We start from the raw sequence: 14,553 nt of genomic DNA, 5'->3' as shown, positions 1-14,553 counted from the left end.
GTCACCGCTCTATGAGCAAGGGCTTACTCGACCTTGATCCCGATGTCCTTGACCACCTTGCCCCAGCGGTCCATCTCCTTGACCAGGTACTCGGACATCGCCTCGGGCGTGGACGGGGTGGGCTCCACGCCCGCATCGTACAAGGCCTTTTTGGTGTCCGGCGTGTTCATCAGCTTGGCGATCTCCGCGTTGAGCTTGTTCACGATGTCTTTGGGCGTGCCGGCCGGCGCCAGCAAGGCCAGCCACACCGAGGCCTCATAACCCGGCACCCCCGCTTCCTGCATGGTCGGCACATCGGGTAATTGCGGAATGCGCCTGGCCGTCGTCACCGCAAAGGCCTTGAGGCGGCCTTGCGGCACCTGCGACAACGCATTGGGCACGCCGGCAAAACTGGTTTCCACCACGCCGGCCACGAGGTCGGTCGCCGCGCCGCTGCTGCCGCGATAAGGCACATGCTTGAGCGGCGCACCCGTCATCGACACGAACAGCCCGCCCATCAAATGCTGCGAGCTGCCGTTGCCCGACGACGCATAGTGGATCGTCTCAGGCGCGGCCTTGGCCAGTGCCACCAGCTCCTTCACGTTGTTGGCCTGCACTTTCGGGTTGACGAGCAGCACGTAAGGCGAGTCGACCAGCTTGGAGACCACGGTGAAGCTTTTGATCGGGTCATAGGGCATGGTCTTGTAGATCCATGGGCTGATCACGTGTGTGGTCGAGATCATCACCAGCGTGTAGCCGTCGGGCGCCGCCTTGGCGACAAAGTCGGTGCCTATGGTCGAGCCCGCACCCGCCTTGTTCTCGACGACGAACTGCTGCCCCATGGCCATCGACAGCTTCTGGCCGAGGATGCGCGCCACCACATCGGTAAAGCCGCCCGGCGCAAACGGCACGATAAGGCGCACCGGCTTGTTCGGGTAGCCCTGCGCCGATGCGATGCCGCACGTCAGCGACAGCACAACACCCGCGACACCCGCAATGGCGGATCGGTAGATCGTTTTCATGGCGCTACCCCTTGTAGGAAGGCTCAGGCATGGTGAAAAAGCTGTGCAGGATCTGGTAGACCATCATGTAGTTCTTCTGCTGGAAGCTGGCGTGCGAGATACCGCGCATCACGCTGAACTGCTTGTTCATGTTGGGCAGCAGCTTGAAGTAGTCGATCAGGTCGTCCATGCCGGCAATGCCGTCGTATTCACCGCGCAGGATGATGGTTGGCACGGTCAGCTTCTTCGGGTCCAGCAACGGCAGCTTGGAGCACATGTCGACATAGGTGCCGGTCGGCATCGAGTCGTCCAGCGTCAGGATGGCATCGGCAAACGCCTCGACGACGCGCTGCTCCACCGTGTCGGGATGGTCGCGCTGGAAGATGCTGTGCACAAAAGGCCGGTCGATGGCGCGGCGGTTTTTCGCCAGGAACTCCGGCAGCTTTTTCTTGCGCTGTTCCAGCGTGTGACTGCCTTCGCCCGTCCAGACAAAGGCGTCGAGTGCAATCTTGCCCACGCGCTCCGGGTGGCGCTCGGCAAACAGGCCTGCCTTCAGAGCACCCGAAGAAATACCGTACAGCAGCAGCGACTGCGCACCGGTTTTTTTCATGATGTATTCGCTGCCGGCGGCCAGGTCGTCGGCGCCGTTGCTGATGTCGAAATTGATGTCGCGGTGTTTGTCGGAGCGGCCGTAGCCTTCGTTGTCCATGGTCCAGGTGTCAAAGCCGTGCTCGGCAAACCAGTCCATGGCCGACGAATAGGCCCGGCCCGGCACGTGCAGGTCAAACGTCGGCTGTGAGGCCATCGAAGAGCCGTGCACAAAAAAGATGGTGCCCGCATGCGGCACCTTCGTTGAAGCCTTCTTCTCCCAGAGAAAAAGCTTGATATCGCCCTCGGGCGTTTTCTTGTGGGTCCAGTGCTCTACACCGCCCGTCCACTTCACGTTGCTCATCGATGTCTCCTTTGTTGTGGCGCGTCTCGCGCTGTCAGTCAGTGAATCAATCAATCCATGCCCGCAAGGGCTTATACAAAACGGTTCTCGATCACGCCCAGGCCGTCGACCTCGATGCGCACCACGTCGCCCGCTTTCAGGTACTGCGGCGGGCTCATGCCCATGCCCACGCCGGCCGGCGAGCCGGTGGCGATCAGGTCGCCGGGGTAAAGCGTGATGCCGCGCGAGCAGGTTTCAATCAGCGTCGAAAGGTCGAAGATCAGGTCGGTGGTCTGCGCGTCCTGGCGCAGCTCGCCGTTGACCCAGCCGCGCACGCGCGTGTTGTTGCCGTCCAGCTCGTCGGCCGTCACGATCCACGGGCCCATGGGACAAAAAGTGTCGAACGATTTGCCCAGGTCCCACTGCTGGTGCCGCATCTGCACGTCGCGCGCCGTCACGTCGTTGACGATGGTGTAGCCGAACACATGCTGCATCGCATTGGCGCGCGTGATGTTGCGCCCGCCCTTGCCGATGACGATGGTGAGTTCGGACTCATAGTCGATCTGCTCCGACACGCCCACCGGCAGCACCACGTCGTCGTGCGGCCCGACCACGCATTCAGGCACCTTGGTAAACACGATGGGCCAGGATTCGGGGTTGGCCGTGTTGTTCTTGAATACGGATGACTGCAACTCTTTGGCGTGCGCGTGGTAGTTGCGTCCCACACAAAAGATATTGCGGCGCGGCGCCGGCAGCGGCGCCTCCAGCCTGACGGCGGCGATGTCGACGGCGACTCCCTGCAAAGGGATCTTGCGGGGATCCAGGCCCGCCTCGATCAGCGCCAGCGCGCCTTTTTGCATTTGCTCCGGCGGGAGGTCAAACGGCGTCACGCTCCGGCCGTCGGCAGAAACCAGGCCGGCCAGCCGCCGGCCCTTGAGTTGAAAAATCGCGATGCGCAAATCCTGTCTCCTGTAATGGGTGGAAGGTCTTGAAAGGCTTTTTTTGCCTCTAAACCATCGTAGGACCAAGACTCACCAATAAGCAACCGCTTCGCTCAAGATTGTTCAAGTGTTCGGGGAAAACACCTATGAATCATTGGAGAAATAAAGGAGAATGCGAATAAACCAATTTCAACCAATTAGATGCATTTGATGACATTTCACCGCATCACCCCCAACACCTGAATCAATCTATGGACAGCGCAACCGCCCTGCAGGAAACCATCCTGGACAACCTGAAATCGCGCAAATGGCGCGCCGGCCATCGCATCCCGACGGAGCGCAGCTTCAGCGAACAAAGCGGGCTGAGTCGCGCCACGGTGCGGCGCGTGCTGGCCGGCCTGAAGGAGCGCGGCCTGATCACGCAGACGGTGGGCAGCGGCACCTATGTCAGCACGCACATTGCGCAGGTCCTGGCCGCCACCGACGAAGGCGGGCCGGCGCGCGCGGCCAGCCCGGCAGAGCTCATGAGCGCACGGCTGGCGCTGGAGCCGGCCATCATCGACATGGTGATAGGCAACGCCAACTCAGCCGACTTCGAGCGCATGCACGAGTGCTGCGACAAGGCCGAAGCCGCCACCACGCTGGAAGACTTCGAGCGCTGGGACAGCCTGCTGCACGAAGTCATTGCCGACTCGGCGCACAACAGCTTTATCTCCAGCGTCTTTCGCCTGATGAACCATGCCCGCTCGGATGCCGAGTGGGGCATGCTCAAACGCCGCAGCGCCACGCCGGAGCGCCGGCTGGAATACCAGCACGAACACCGCAGCCTCGTGGATGCCCTGCAGCAAAGGGATGCGCAGCGCGCGCGTGAGCTTTGCATCGATCACCTGGTGCACGTGCGCGTCAACATGCTGGGGTCCTGAGCCTTCGCCCGCTATTGCTTTGCTATTGATTTAATAGCTGCTAGCCAAGGTGGATATTGGGCTGGAGGCCTTTTTTACTTAAGAAATCAACCTCGCTCAGTCCATGCCATCGCGGCCACCGGTGCTTCGCCAATGCCGACGCTAAAATGCGATGCTGGCGCCGGCAATACGGTGCCGCCGCAAAAACACCGATATGCACGCAGCCGCCTGGCCTCCTCTTTCAAAGAACTGAAGCCTTGCTTCCGCCTCGCGCCGGGACCTCTGTCCTGACGCGCAGCAGAAGCACCGCCCCACACCCGCCGGGTTCACCCCGGCCGGGTGACTGATCCCGACCGCTTTTTCGATTCGCGACGCCTTATGTCGTGTACGCGGTCCCGTCTTTCTTTTCATTTCTTTGGAAAACTGTCATGTCCCTGTTCAATACTTTGGTGGCTTCGGCCATCCCTCTGGCGCCGCGCGCGCTGATCCGCAAGGTCTCTGGCCGCTACATTGCCGGCGACACCGTCGCCGATGCGATCAGGCGCGTCGCAGCGCTCAATGCCGCAGGTTTTTCGGCGACGGTCGACGTCCTTGGAGAAACCGTCGAATCGCTCTCTCAAGCCGACAACACGACCAGCGAATACCTCCAGGTGCTCGAGGCGATCGCGCGTGACGGGCTGCGGGCGAATATCTCGGTCAAGCCAACCGCGCTTGGCTTGTTGCTCGATCAAGCCCATTGCGAGCGCAACCTGGAGTGCCTGCTCGATGCCGCCAAGGCGCACGCCACTTTCGTGCGCATTGATATGGAGGATGCGAGTTGCACACAGCGTGAAATTGATCTTCTGCTGCGCTTGAAGAGCCGCGGGTACGGCAATGTCGGCCTCGTGCTGCAGGCCTATCTCAAGCGCACCGATAGCGACATCACCCCGCTGCTGGGAATGCGTGAGAACCTGCGCATCTGCAAAGGCATTTATGTCGAAGAGCGCGAGCACCTCGTTGAGGGTGCCTGGAACGACCGCAGTGCAATCAACCCGCACTTCCTGCGCCAGGTCGCGCGTTGCTTCGACAGCGGCACTTTTGTGGGCGTTGCAACGCATGACGAGGAACTGGTCGATCAGGTGATAGAGCTTGCGCGCAGCCGGCGCATAGCCGGTACGGCCTTTGAGTTCCAGATGCTGCTCGGCGTGCGCGAAAGCCTGCGTGACCGCCTGCTGGCTGAAGGTTATGCGGTCCGCATCTACGTGCCCTACGGCAAGGACTGGTACGGCTACAGCATGCGGCGCATCAAGGAGAACCCGAGCATTGCAGGCCACCTGCTGCGCGCCTTGTTGACGCGCTAAGCGGCTCAGCTCATGCCGTTGCGGCTGGCCAGCTCCACAAACAGCGCCGACTGGTCCAGGTCGGTCAGGCCGTTGTCCACGCCTTCGGCATAAAGCCGCTCAAACAGCGCGGTGATCGGCGCTTCAAAGCCGATCTCCTGCGCGGTCGCCAGCGCGTTGCGCATGTCCTTGAGCTGGATGTCCATGCGTGCGCGCGGCGCGAAGTCGCGCTCGAGCATGCGCTGGCCGTGCAGCTGCAGCACGCGGCTGTCGGCAAAGCCGCCGGTGATGGCTTCCTTGACCTTGGCCATGTCAGCGCCGCCGCGTGCGGTGAACAGCAGCGCCTCGGCCACCGCGCCAATCGTGATGCCCACAATCATCTGGTTGGCCAGCTTGGTGAGCTGGCCGCTGCCGTGCGGGCCCACATGGACGGCGTGGCCCAGGTGCGCCAGCACGGGCAGGGCGCGGGCGAAATCTTCCGCCTTGCCGCCGGCCATGATGGCCAGCGTGCCGCTCTCTGCGCCACCGGGACCGCCTGAGACCGGTGCATCAACATGGGCGATGCCCAACGCGCCCAGGCGCGCGGCGTGGTCGCGCGCTTCACGCGGCTGGATGGAGGCCATGTCCAGGAAAAGCGCGCCGGGCTTCATCGCCGCGGCCACGCCCTGTGCGAACAGCACGCCGTCCACGACGGGGCCGCTTTCGAGCATGCTGATGATGATGTCGGCTCCGGCCACCGCAGCGCCGGCTTGCGTGTGCGCCGTGGCGCCCAGCGCCGTGAGCGGGCCGGTCTTGCCCTGTGTGCGGTTCCAGACCTGCAGCGTGTAGCCGGCCTTGCACAGGCGCGTGGCCATGGGCAGGCCCATGATGCCCGTGCCCAAAAATGCGATGCAGGGCAGGGGCGTGTTGCTGGCGATGGTCATTGGGGTGTCCTCAAGATGGCTATGGGCCATCATGAAGCAGCCCGCGAGAGAAGGCTGTCAGCGAGCTTTCTAGGAAGCGCTCAGCACAGTTTTTTACGCGGCCTTCTTCAGCGCTGGGGCAAACATGCTTTCCATTTCCTGCCGCACTTTGTACGCGTGGGTTGAGGTGTCCATCGCCACGTCGGCCCAGCTCAGGCTCTGGCCTTTTTTCACGGCACGCACGACCTTGACGTTGTGCGCCAGGCCCAGCGGCAGCCCGCCCATCTTCATGGATGTATCGGCCGGCAGCAGCTTGCCCCACACGGTGTAGCCGCCTTCGCCGTCCAGCATGTCGCCGGGTTTCAGGTCGCGCTTGGCGGTGGCCACCACGTCGGCGTTCCAGCAGGTGGCCACGCCGGTGGGCTCGCCGCGCAGCGCCACGCTCGCGACCGACACGCCGACTTCCAGCCCGATCAGGTGCCAGCGTTTGTAGAGGGTGAAGTAGCGCCCGCTCGGGTCGGTGTGGGCGTTGTATTCCTCAAAGCAGTTTTTGATGTAGTCGGTCTCGGCCTCGACGGTGACCCAGACGCCCATGCGGATGTCGTAGGGAATCTTGCGGCCGTTGGCTTCGAGTGAGGAGATCACTTCGACCATGCCTTTTCGCTCAAGCACGCCGCCTTCGCTGATCGGGCGTGTCACATACGGAATGTCTTCGACGCTGGCCGGCGGGTACAGCAGGCCGTTGCTCGGCACCGTGAGGCCGGTGGCGTTGGCCACGGCGGTGGATTCAATGGAGGGCTTGGAGCCGTCGAGAAAGCTGTTGAACATCTTCGGGTTGAGCCCGCCGCGCTCGGCCTGCTCAGGCGTGAGGCCGTAGTTGCCCCAGACCGTCTCGGGTGTGGACTCGCTGAAATGCGGCAGCCACTTGTGACCGCGCCCCGCTGCCACCACCGGAAAGCCGCAGGTGCGCGCCCAGTCCACCAGGTCGCAGATCAGCGCCGGCTGGTCACCGAAGGCCAGCGAATACACCACGCCCGCATCGGCGGCCTTGCGCGCCAGCAGCGGGCCGCAAAAAGCGTCGGCTTCCACCGTCACGTTGACCACATGTTTGCCGTGTTCAAAGGCTTTCAGGCAATGGTCCACCGCCGCAATCGGGTTACCGGTGCATTCCACAATGATGTCGATCTGCGGGTGCGTCACGACCGCCTGCCAGTCGTCGGTGATCCAGGTTGCTCCTGTTTTGATAGCTGTCTGTGCAGACTCCGCCTGGGCCAGGGCCGGATTCCATCCTACACGTGCGAGGTTGGTGCGGGCCGCGTCGGGCGACAGGTCGGCAATCGCCACCAGGTGAACGCCCGGTGTGCGCGGCACTTGCGCCAGGTACATGGAGCCGAATTTGCCGGCGCCGATCAGGCCGATGCGGACCGGTTTGCCTTCGGCTGCGCGTTGCTGGAGTTTGGTGAAAAGATTCATGGTGCTTTGTATGTGACCCCGTTCGCACTGAGCCTGTCGAAGTGCTTTCCCCGCGCGCGGGGCTTCGATACCTCAGCCCGAACGGAAATTGGATGTGTATTCAGGCTGCTTTACGCTCAGGCGCGATTTCTTCCATCGACGTTTGCAGCGCGGTAGCCGGCACGCCGTCTTTCCAAGGCAAGTCCACCGGGTAGTCTTTCAGCAGGCAGTCGTCAGGCAGGCAGGTGATCGGCGTGAAGTCGCGGTGGGCGATGTACTCCGGGCGTTTGTGGCGGCGGATGTGGTTGCTCACCGCGCAGAGGCTCAGGTAGACGCTCACACGGTTGAAGGGCGAGAGGTTGCTGCCCGAGGCGTGCACCAGGCAGGAATGGAAGAGGATCATCGAGCCGGCCGGGCCCTTGGGGCTGACGATACCGCCCTCCTTGCCGCCGGCGCGCTGCACCAGCTGGCGGATCAGGTCGTTGTCCACCGTCCAGAGCGGGTAGCTGGTGGTGGTGAGGTCGTGTTTCGCATCGACCACGCCTTTCTTGTGGCTGCCCGGGATGAACATCAGCGGGCCGTTGTGCTCGGTCACGTCGTCCATGAAGATGGCCACGTTCATCGCGCGCTCGGTTGGCATCATGTCGTCGTTCAGCCAGGTGCCGTAGTCCTGGTGCCACTGCCACACGTCGCCTTCAAACGCCATCTTGCCGTTGATCTTGAACTGGTGCATGTAGAGTTTTTCGCCCAGCAGGTCTTCGACCGGCTCGATCATGCGCGGGTGCCGCGCCAGGCGGGCAAAAGGCTCGCTGTACATGTGCGCGGCGAAGTTGGTGCGCACCGCGTCCTTGCCTTTTTCACGGATGTTGTAGTCCTCGCGCCGGCTGTAGAGCTCGGGCACGGCCTCGTTGAGCGCGCGGGTTTCTTCGGGGGTGAAGAGGCCCGGGAAAAAGAGGTAGCCGTCGCGGTCGAATTGCGCAAGTTGTTCGGGGGTCAGTCTCATCGCGTGTCTCCTGGTGGGGTTGTTCGGGGGCTTGTTCGAAAAGGTTCAGGGGGCCGTCGCCGCGCCCTGGCCGAGCGCGCTGGAGAGCAGCGCGGCCAGGTTGTGGCCGGCTTCCTCGCCGTGTTCGCGGATCAGCGCTTCGGCGCGGGCTCCATCGCCGGCGGCAATCGCGTCCGCAATCGCTTCATGCTCGTCCCAGATCGATTCGCGCATGGTCGAGACCTGCAGCACGGCGCCCATGGCGCGGCGGATGTGGTGCCAGTGCAGCTGCGCGCTTTGGGCGATCAGCGGGTTGCCGGATGCGGCGTAAATGGCCGCGTGGAACTGCGCGTCGGCCGCCATCATGGCTTTGACGTCATGGCCGCGTGCGGCTTTGCGGCCCTGGCGGATGAGTTGCGGGTCGAGTTGGGCGCGGCCCTGCGCCGCCAGCCGCGCGGCCAGCGCATCCAGCGCGCTGCGCACCTGGTAAATCTGCACCAGCCAGGCCACGTCCAGCGGCGCGACCAGCACGCCGCGCCCCGGGGCGTCCAGCACAAAGCCGTCTTTTTTCAAGAGGCGCAGCGCCTGCAGCACCGGCTGGCGCGACACCGCCAGCTGCGCGGCCAGGTCTTCCTGCATGATGCGCGCGCCCGGCGCGAGCGAGCCGTCGCTGATGGCGTCCAGCAGGCTGCGGTAAACCTGGTCGACCAGGTCGGGGGTGGATTCGATTTTGATCAGCTGGGGGTTCATGGATGGCGGGACTGGATGGCTGAATATGTACTCTGTATACAGAATACGCCGATCTCCGGAGCCTGTATCCCGGGTTTACCCCCGGACGGTGTGGTGCGGCGGCGTCGGGGCCGCCTGCCGGCCTGTGCCAAGATGGCAACTGCTGCCGGAGGCTGATTTCTTATTTATCAGGAGACCCGAATGACCTCGCCCGATCCCGCCTGGCTGGACCGCATGTACAACAACCGCGCGCTGGTGCCCGACCACCCGGCGTACTTCGCGCGCTGGACTGAAGAATCGCAAAGCGTGCGCAAGCGCCTGCCCTGCCAGATCGACGTCCCTTATGGCAACGGCGCCGGCGAAATGCTGGACGTGTTTCCGGCAGACGGGTTTGGTGTGCAGGGCGGCAAGACAGGCCAGGGTGCGCCGGTGCTGGTGTTTATCCATGGCGGCTACTGGCGCGCGCTCGACAAGTCCGAGCACTCCTTTGTCGCGCCCGAGTTCACCCAGGCAGGCGCCTGCGTCGTGATGCCCAACTACGCGCTCTGCCCCGCTGTGACGATTCCCGACATCACGATGCAGATGGTCAAGGCGCTGGCCTGGACCTGGCGCCACATCGCCCGCTACGGCGGCGACCCGGACCGCATCACCGTCGTCGGGCACTCGGCCGGCGGCCACCTGGCGGCCATGCTGCTGGCCTGCAACTGGCAGGCCTACGGCAGCGACCTGCCGGCGGACCTGGTGAAAAACGCGCTGTCGATTTCAGGCTTGTACGAACTGGAGCCGCTGCGCCACGCGCCGTTTGTGAAGGACTCGCTCAAGCTCACGCCCGAACATGCCGCCAAAGCCAGCCCGGCGCTGCTGCCGGCCCCGGCCCGCGGCACGCTTTACAGCGTGGCGGGTGCCGATGAAAGCGCCGAATTTTTGCGCCAGAACCTGCTGATCCAGCAGGCTTGGGGTTCACGGGTGGTGCCGGTGTGTGAGTCGCACCTGCGCCGCAACCATTTCAGCGTGCTGGAGGCATTGACCGAGCACACCCATCGCCTGCATTTGCTGGCGCTGGGTTTGCTGGGGCTTTCAACGGTGCACGAATAGCGCAGAGCGCCGCCATCACATCAGCAGGTGTTCACCCGCGTTGTCGCCGCCCAGCGTGACGTAGTTGACCTTGCGGATGTCCAGCAGCCTGGTGCCGCCGGCATAGCTGATGGAGCTCTGGATGTCTTCTTCCATCTCGCGCAGCGTATCGGCCAGCGTTCCCTTGACGGGCTCCAGGATGCGCTTGCCTTCGACGTGCTTGTACTCGCCCTTGTTGAAGTCCGAGGCGCTGCCGTAGTACTCCTTGAAGAGTTTGCCGTCGACCTCGACGGTCTGGCCGGGGCTTTCTTCCAGGCCTGCCAGCATGGAGCCGATCATCACCATGGTCGCGCCAAAGCGCACCGACTTGGCGATGTCGCCGTGTTCGCGGATGCCGCCGTCGGCAATGATGGGTTTGGTCGCCACGCGTGCGCACCACTTGAGCGCCGACAGCTGCCAGCCGCCGGTGCCGAAGCCGGTTTTCATTTTGGTGATGCAGACCTTGCCCGGGCCGATGCCGACCTTGGTCGCGTCGGCGCCCCAGTTTTCCAGGTCGATCACCGCTTCGGGTGTGCCCACGTTGCCGGCGATGATGAAAGACGCAGGCAGCTTCTGCTTGAGGTAAGCAATCATCTTTTGCACCGTGTCAGCATGGCCGTGCGCGATGTCGATGGTGATGTATTCAGGCACCAGGCCTTCGGCGGCCAGGCGGTCCACCGTCTCGTAGTCGGGCTTTTTCACGCCCAGCGAGATCGAGGCGTAGGCGCCGCGTGCCTTCATGTCCTTGACGAACTGCACGTTGTCCAGGTCAAAGCGGTGCATCACATAGAAGTAGCCGTTTTTCGCCATCCAGGCGCAGATCTCCTCGTTGATCACCGTCTTCATGTTGGCCGGCACCACCGGGATGCGAAAGCTGCGCCCGCCCAGCGTGGCGCTGGCGTCGCATTCCGAGCGGCTTTCCACGCGGCATTTGCGCGGCAGCAGCAGGATGTTGTCGTAGTCGAAGATTTCCATGATTCCCAAGCCTTAGAAAAAACTGTTGAAGAAACAGAAGGCACTTGGACTGGACCGGCTTTGTTTGCGGGCGCTTGCAAAAAAGCAAGGCAGAAACAAGAAACCGGGCGCAATTGCTTGGGCCCGGTGATTGATTCTAGGCGCTTGTCATGCAGGCCTTCTTCTGCAAAGCGGTATAGCCTTTATATGCATCCGGGCATCTTGCTGAACAGCGTGTATCAACGAACGTCGACCTCGGCCACGCGCACCGTCTCCTGGCCGCGTGCAAGCCGCAAGGTCGTCCACGCGTCGCGCGCCTGCGGTGTGCCGAAGCCGGTGGTGACGCGCACCATCACCGTGGTGCCGGCCGACAGCACCTGCTGGCGGTGGCCGTAGAACTGCGCCTCCACGGCGTACTTGCCGGCTTTGGCGGTTTTCAGTGAGAACTCTTCAGGCCCGTAACCACCGGTCGCATCCGGGCTCATCGCGCCGCCCTGGCGGGTCAGGCGGTTGGCATAGCTGGCCTTTTCACCGTTAGGGTCTGTCACCCACATGTCGATGTCGGTGTCATCGCTGTCCCAGGCCATCACCACGCGCAGGGCCAGCGGCAGGTTGCGGCGCAGGCGGCTGTCGATGCGGCTCATGTCCAGCGGCGCCATGTCGGCGGTTGTGGCGGCTGCTGTGGCCTGCGCGGCAATCGCGTTGAGCTCGGCCAGCGCAATCATGTTGATGCCGGCGAAGCGGCCGTTCCAGGGGCGCGACACCACTTCCCACAGGGCATTCACGGCACGCTGCGGCTCGCCGTTGTCCGCCAGCGCCAGGCCCAGGTCGCGCCAGGATTGGGGTTCATTGGGCGCCAGTTCGCTGATGCGTTCAAACACGGGAATCGCCAGGTCGTTGCGTTTGGCCTGCACCAGGCGGTAGGCGTACAGGCGCAGCAACTGGCGATTCTCCAGGTTCATCTCGGCCAGGTTGGAGAGCACGCGCAGGCCCAGCTCAGGCAGGCCGCGGTCAAAGAACACGCCGGCGGCGTCCATGTAGAAAGAGCTGCTGCTCAAATACGCGGTGCGTTCGTCCAGGTAAATGCGGTAGAGCTCGGCTTTGTTGGCGTCTTGCAGGCGCTTCATGTAGGGCGCGTCGGGCACCCAGGCTTGCAATGCGATGGTGGAGATCGTGGGGGAGGGCGCTGCCGCAGGTGCGTTCTTGGCCTGGCGGTTTTCGACATCGGCCATGCGGGCAGAAAGCGCAGCCGGGGCGACAGGGGCCGCCGGTGCGGGAACCGGTGCACCCATAGGCGCTTGCGACTTGCGCACCGCCGGTGACGCCATGGCCTCCGCCATCGCCGGCGCAGCTGCGCCCATTGCACCGATGGCGCCGTGCACCTCCGCCTTGGGCTCGGCCCGCTTGGGTGCGTCTTTGGGGAAGTCTTTGTCCCACCAGCGCTGCCTGTTGTCGAACTGTTTCACCATCGCCTCGATATGCGCCTGCCGCGTCTGCGTGGCCTGCGCCATCTGCTGCTGGCCCAGCCGCGCCACTTCATCGGCCAGCTCGGGCGGCGCCGGAAGGTTGTAGCGCGCGTAGTCGCTGGCCAGCTCCAGCACGATCAGGGAACTGTTGGGACCGACGATGCTGTGCGTTGCCGCGATGCGCTGCAACTCAGCGCTGTGCAGTGCCGTGTTGTCCGCAAGCTCGGCGCTGCGCCATTGGGCCCATTGCTGGCCAGGCCAGCGGCCGGCGGCGGCCCTGGCGTCGACCTCCAGCATCAGCGTGCGCTTGCGTCCGTCCGGGTGCACCAGCGCGATGTCGACGCGGGCCTGCGTGTCCAGCAGTTCGCCCGCCAGCGCGATGCGGCCCTGGCGCACGCTGGTCGTGGGCGTCACGAGTTTTTGCGCCGACAAGCTGATCAGCCGTTCAATGCGCCAGCCGTGCATGCGCATGGCTTGCGCGCCGGCTTCGGCCGTCACCAGCGTGGCGTCCACCAGTGCGCCGCCTGTGCGGTCGGCCAGCCGCGCCAGGCGCGGGGTGTCGGCGGCTGCGGTGCCGTTGATCACGATGACGGGCGCCGTGTGCAGGTAGTTGAGGGTTTTTTTGCCGTCCGTCGTCAAGCCGTCCGTCACCATCACCGTCATGTCGGCGTCGGCGGGAATGGGCAGCTTGTCGAAGTTGCTGGAGCCGTCAAACGGTTCTGCGCGCAAGGCATCGGCCAGTTCACCGAAGCGGCCCGGCGCCACCGTGAAGTTGCGCACCGGCTCGGGTGTGTTGCGCACAACCAGCAGGCTCACCTTGACGGCCTTGTCCAGCTTGCGAAAGTAGGCTTCCAGCACCGGCAGCACGCGTGCTTGCGCAGCCGCCGAAGCCGATGCGTCCCACACCAGCGCGATGTGCGACGGGGTGGGTCGTTTGACCAGCTCATCGCGGAAGTCCATCTGCGCAGCAAAAAATGGTTTGCCGCCGGATTCACCCACCATGACCTGCGGTTTGCCGGTATGGCGCACAGCCATCTGCAGCCAGCCCGCCGGGCCTTGGGGCGCCAGCCACTGGCTTTTCTGCAGATGCAGCTCGGTGCCTGCCGCGCTGGCGGCAAGCTGCGCATCTGCGGGGGCTTGAACCAATTGCACGTCCTGGCGGCTGGCGCCGTGTGCGCGCACGCGCACCTGCAATTGCCCCACCACCGATGCAAACGCCAGCGGCACCCGCAGCACGCCGGCGCCCTGCTGGCGCCGCAGGGTTTCGTTGAGGGTGATGACGACACGGCGCTCGCCTTGCGCGGGGATGGGGTAGACGCGCAGCTTGTACTGGTTGCCGGCTGTGGCCTCCAGCAGCCCGGGGTCGACGCGGCGGCGGCGTATGTCTTCAAAGATTTCCTGCCCTTTGGCCTTGGGTACTGCAGCGGCGTCGCGCAGGCGGCCGTTCACGTCCAGCGCGAAGCCTGTCACGACCTGGCCTTCCTGCAGGGGAAACTGCAGCTCGCCTTCAAGCACGCGGGGGTTGGGGTTGAACAGGCGCAGCTCCACACGGGTTTGCGCCTGGTCGCCAAAAAGATCGACTTCTACCGAAGCCGTCCGCAACTGGATGGGTTGGCTAGATGCGTTGTTGAGAGAAATGACCGGCGGCCGCCAGTCGGGCGGCGGCGCGAACTTGTCGATCGCGATGGGCGGCGGGGGGCTGAGCGCCAGGGCCTGGACGCTGAAGCTGATGGCGGAGAGCGCCTGGACGAGCCAGAAGACGGTGCGCCCGGAGAAGCCCGAAAACCCTTGAAGCCCTTGAAAGACGTTTGGCATAAAAACCCCCTTGGTGGTTGGCGATGCACCCTTGAACGGGGCATGGCGCGCAACGGGGTTAAATGCC

The 14,553-nt window shown here is 64.0% G+C and carries 12 protein-coding genes; 3 read left to right on the top strand and 9 right to left on the bottom strand.

Features of this window, described 5'->3' with window-relative positions; translation table 11 throughout:
* Window positions 1–23: 23 nt before the first annotated feature.
* The 3 genes from DT070_RS00550 to DT070_RS00540 form a co-directional block, all read right to left on the bottom strand.
* Complete coding sequence (locus DT070_RS00550; RefSeq protein ID WP_122953655.1) at window positions 24–1,001, bottom strand: tripartite tricarboxylate transporter substrate binding protein; 978 nt, start codon at window positions 999–1,001, stop codon at window positions 24–26.
* 4 nt (window positions 1,002–1,005) lie between these two features.
* Window positions 1,006–1,932, bottom strand: a complete 927-nt coding sequence (locus DT070_RS00545; RefSeq protein WP_122953654.1) for an alpha/beta fold hydrolase — start codon at window positions 1,930–1,932, stop codon at window positions 1,006–1,008.
* A gap of 71 nt (window positions 1,933–2,003) precedes the next feature.
* Window positions 2,004–2,870, bottom strand: coding sequence for a fumarylacetoacetate hydrolase family protein (locus DT070_RS00540; RefSeq protein ID WP_122953653.1), 867 nt, complete (start codon window positions 2,868–2,870; stop codon window positions 2,004–2,006).
* 233 nt (window positions 2,871–3,103) lie between these two features.
* Between DT070_RS00540 and DT070_RS00535 the strand changes: the two genes are divergently transcribed.
* Window positions 3,104–3,775 carry a FadR/GntR family transcriptional regulator gene (locus tag DT070_RS00535; protein ID WP_122953652.1) on the top strand — a complete coding sequence of 224 codons (672 nt, stop codon included), beginning with the start codon at window positions 3,104–3,106 and terminating at the stop codon, window positions 3,773–3,775.
* A 407-nt stretch (window positions 3,776–4,182) separates the two neighbouring features.
* Window positions 4,183–5,094: a proline dehydrogenase family protein gene (locus tag DT070_RS00530; RefSeq protein ID WP_122953651.1), complete on the top strand. Its 912-nt coding sequence runs from the start codon at window positions 4,183–4,185 to the stop codon at window positions 5,092–5,094.
* Between the two features lie 5 nt (window positions 5,095–5,099).
* On the opposite strand, the gene DT070_RS00525 is transcribed toward DT070_RS00530, so the two are convergent.
* From DT070_RS00525 to DT070_RS00510, 4 genes are all read right to left on the bottom strand, one after another.
* Complete coding sequence (locus DT070_RS00525) at window positions 5,100–5,996, bottom strand: NAD(P)-dependent oxidoreductase (RefSeq protein WP_122953650.1); 897 nt, start codon at window positions 5,994–5,996, stop codon at window positions 5,100–5,102.
* 93 nt (window positions 5,997–6,089) lie between these two features.
* Complete coding sequence (locus tag DT070_RS00520) at window positions 6,090–7,448, bottom strand: NAD(P)H-dependent oxidoreductase (protein ID WP_122953649.1); 1,359 nt, start codon at window positions 7,446–7,448, stop codon at window positions 6,090–6,092.
* A 100-nt stretch (window positions 7,449–7,548) separates the two neighbouring features.
* Window positions 7,549–8,430 carry a phytanoyl-CoA dioxygenase family protein gene (locus DT070_RS00515; RefSeq protein ID WP_122953648.1) on the bottom strand — a complete coding sequence of 294 codons (882 nt, stop codon included), beginning with the start codon at window positions 8,428–8,430 and terminating at the stop codon, window positions 7,549–7,551.
* 45 nt (window positions 8,431–8,475) lie between these two features.
* Window positions 8,476–9,159 carry a GntR family transcriptional regulator gene (locus tag DT070_RS00510; RefSeq protein ID WP_122953647.1) on the bottom strand — a complete coding sequence of 228 codons (684 nt, stop codon included), beginning with the start codon at window positions 9,157–9,159 and terminating at the stop codon, window positions 8,476–8,478.
* A 180-nt stretch (window positions 9,160–9,339) separates the two neighbouring features.
* Between DT070_RS00510 and DT070_RS00505 the strand changes: the two genes are divergently transcribed.
* Window positions 9,340–10,233, top strand: a complete 894-nt coding sequence (locus DT070_RS00505) for an alpha/beta hydrolase (protein ID WP_122953646.1) — start codon at window positions 9,340–9,342, stop codon at window positions 10,231–10,233.
* Between the two features lie 15 nt (window positions 10,234–10,248).
* On the opposite strand, the gene DT070_RS00500 is transcribed toward DT070_RS00505, so the two are convergent.
* Entirely contained in the window at window positions 10,249–11,226 is a 978-nt protein-coding gene (locus DT070_RS00500; protein WP_122953645.1) for a GMP reductase, read from the bottom strand.
* A gap of 218 nt (window positions 11,227–11,444) precedes the next feature.
* Window positions 11,445–14,486 carry a VIT domain-containing protein gene (locus DT070_RS00495; RefSeq protein ID WP_122953644.1) on the bottom strand — a complete coding sequence of 1,014 codons (3,042 nt, stop codon included), beginning with the start codon at window positions 14,484–14,486 and terminating at the stop codon, window positions 11,445–11,447.
* Window positions 14,487–14,553 lie beyond the last annotated feature (67 nt).

This window comes from Polaromonas sp. SP1, assembly GCF_003711205.1.
Classification (GTDB): domain Bacteria; phylum Pseudomonadota; class Gammaproteobacteria; order Burkholderiales; family Burkholderiaceae_C; genus Polaromonas.
Note: the sequence above shows the minus strand (reverse complement) of the source record. Positions and strands in the feature narration are given on the sequence as shown.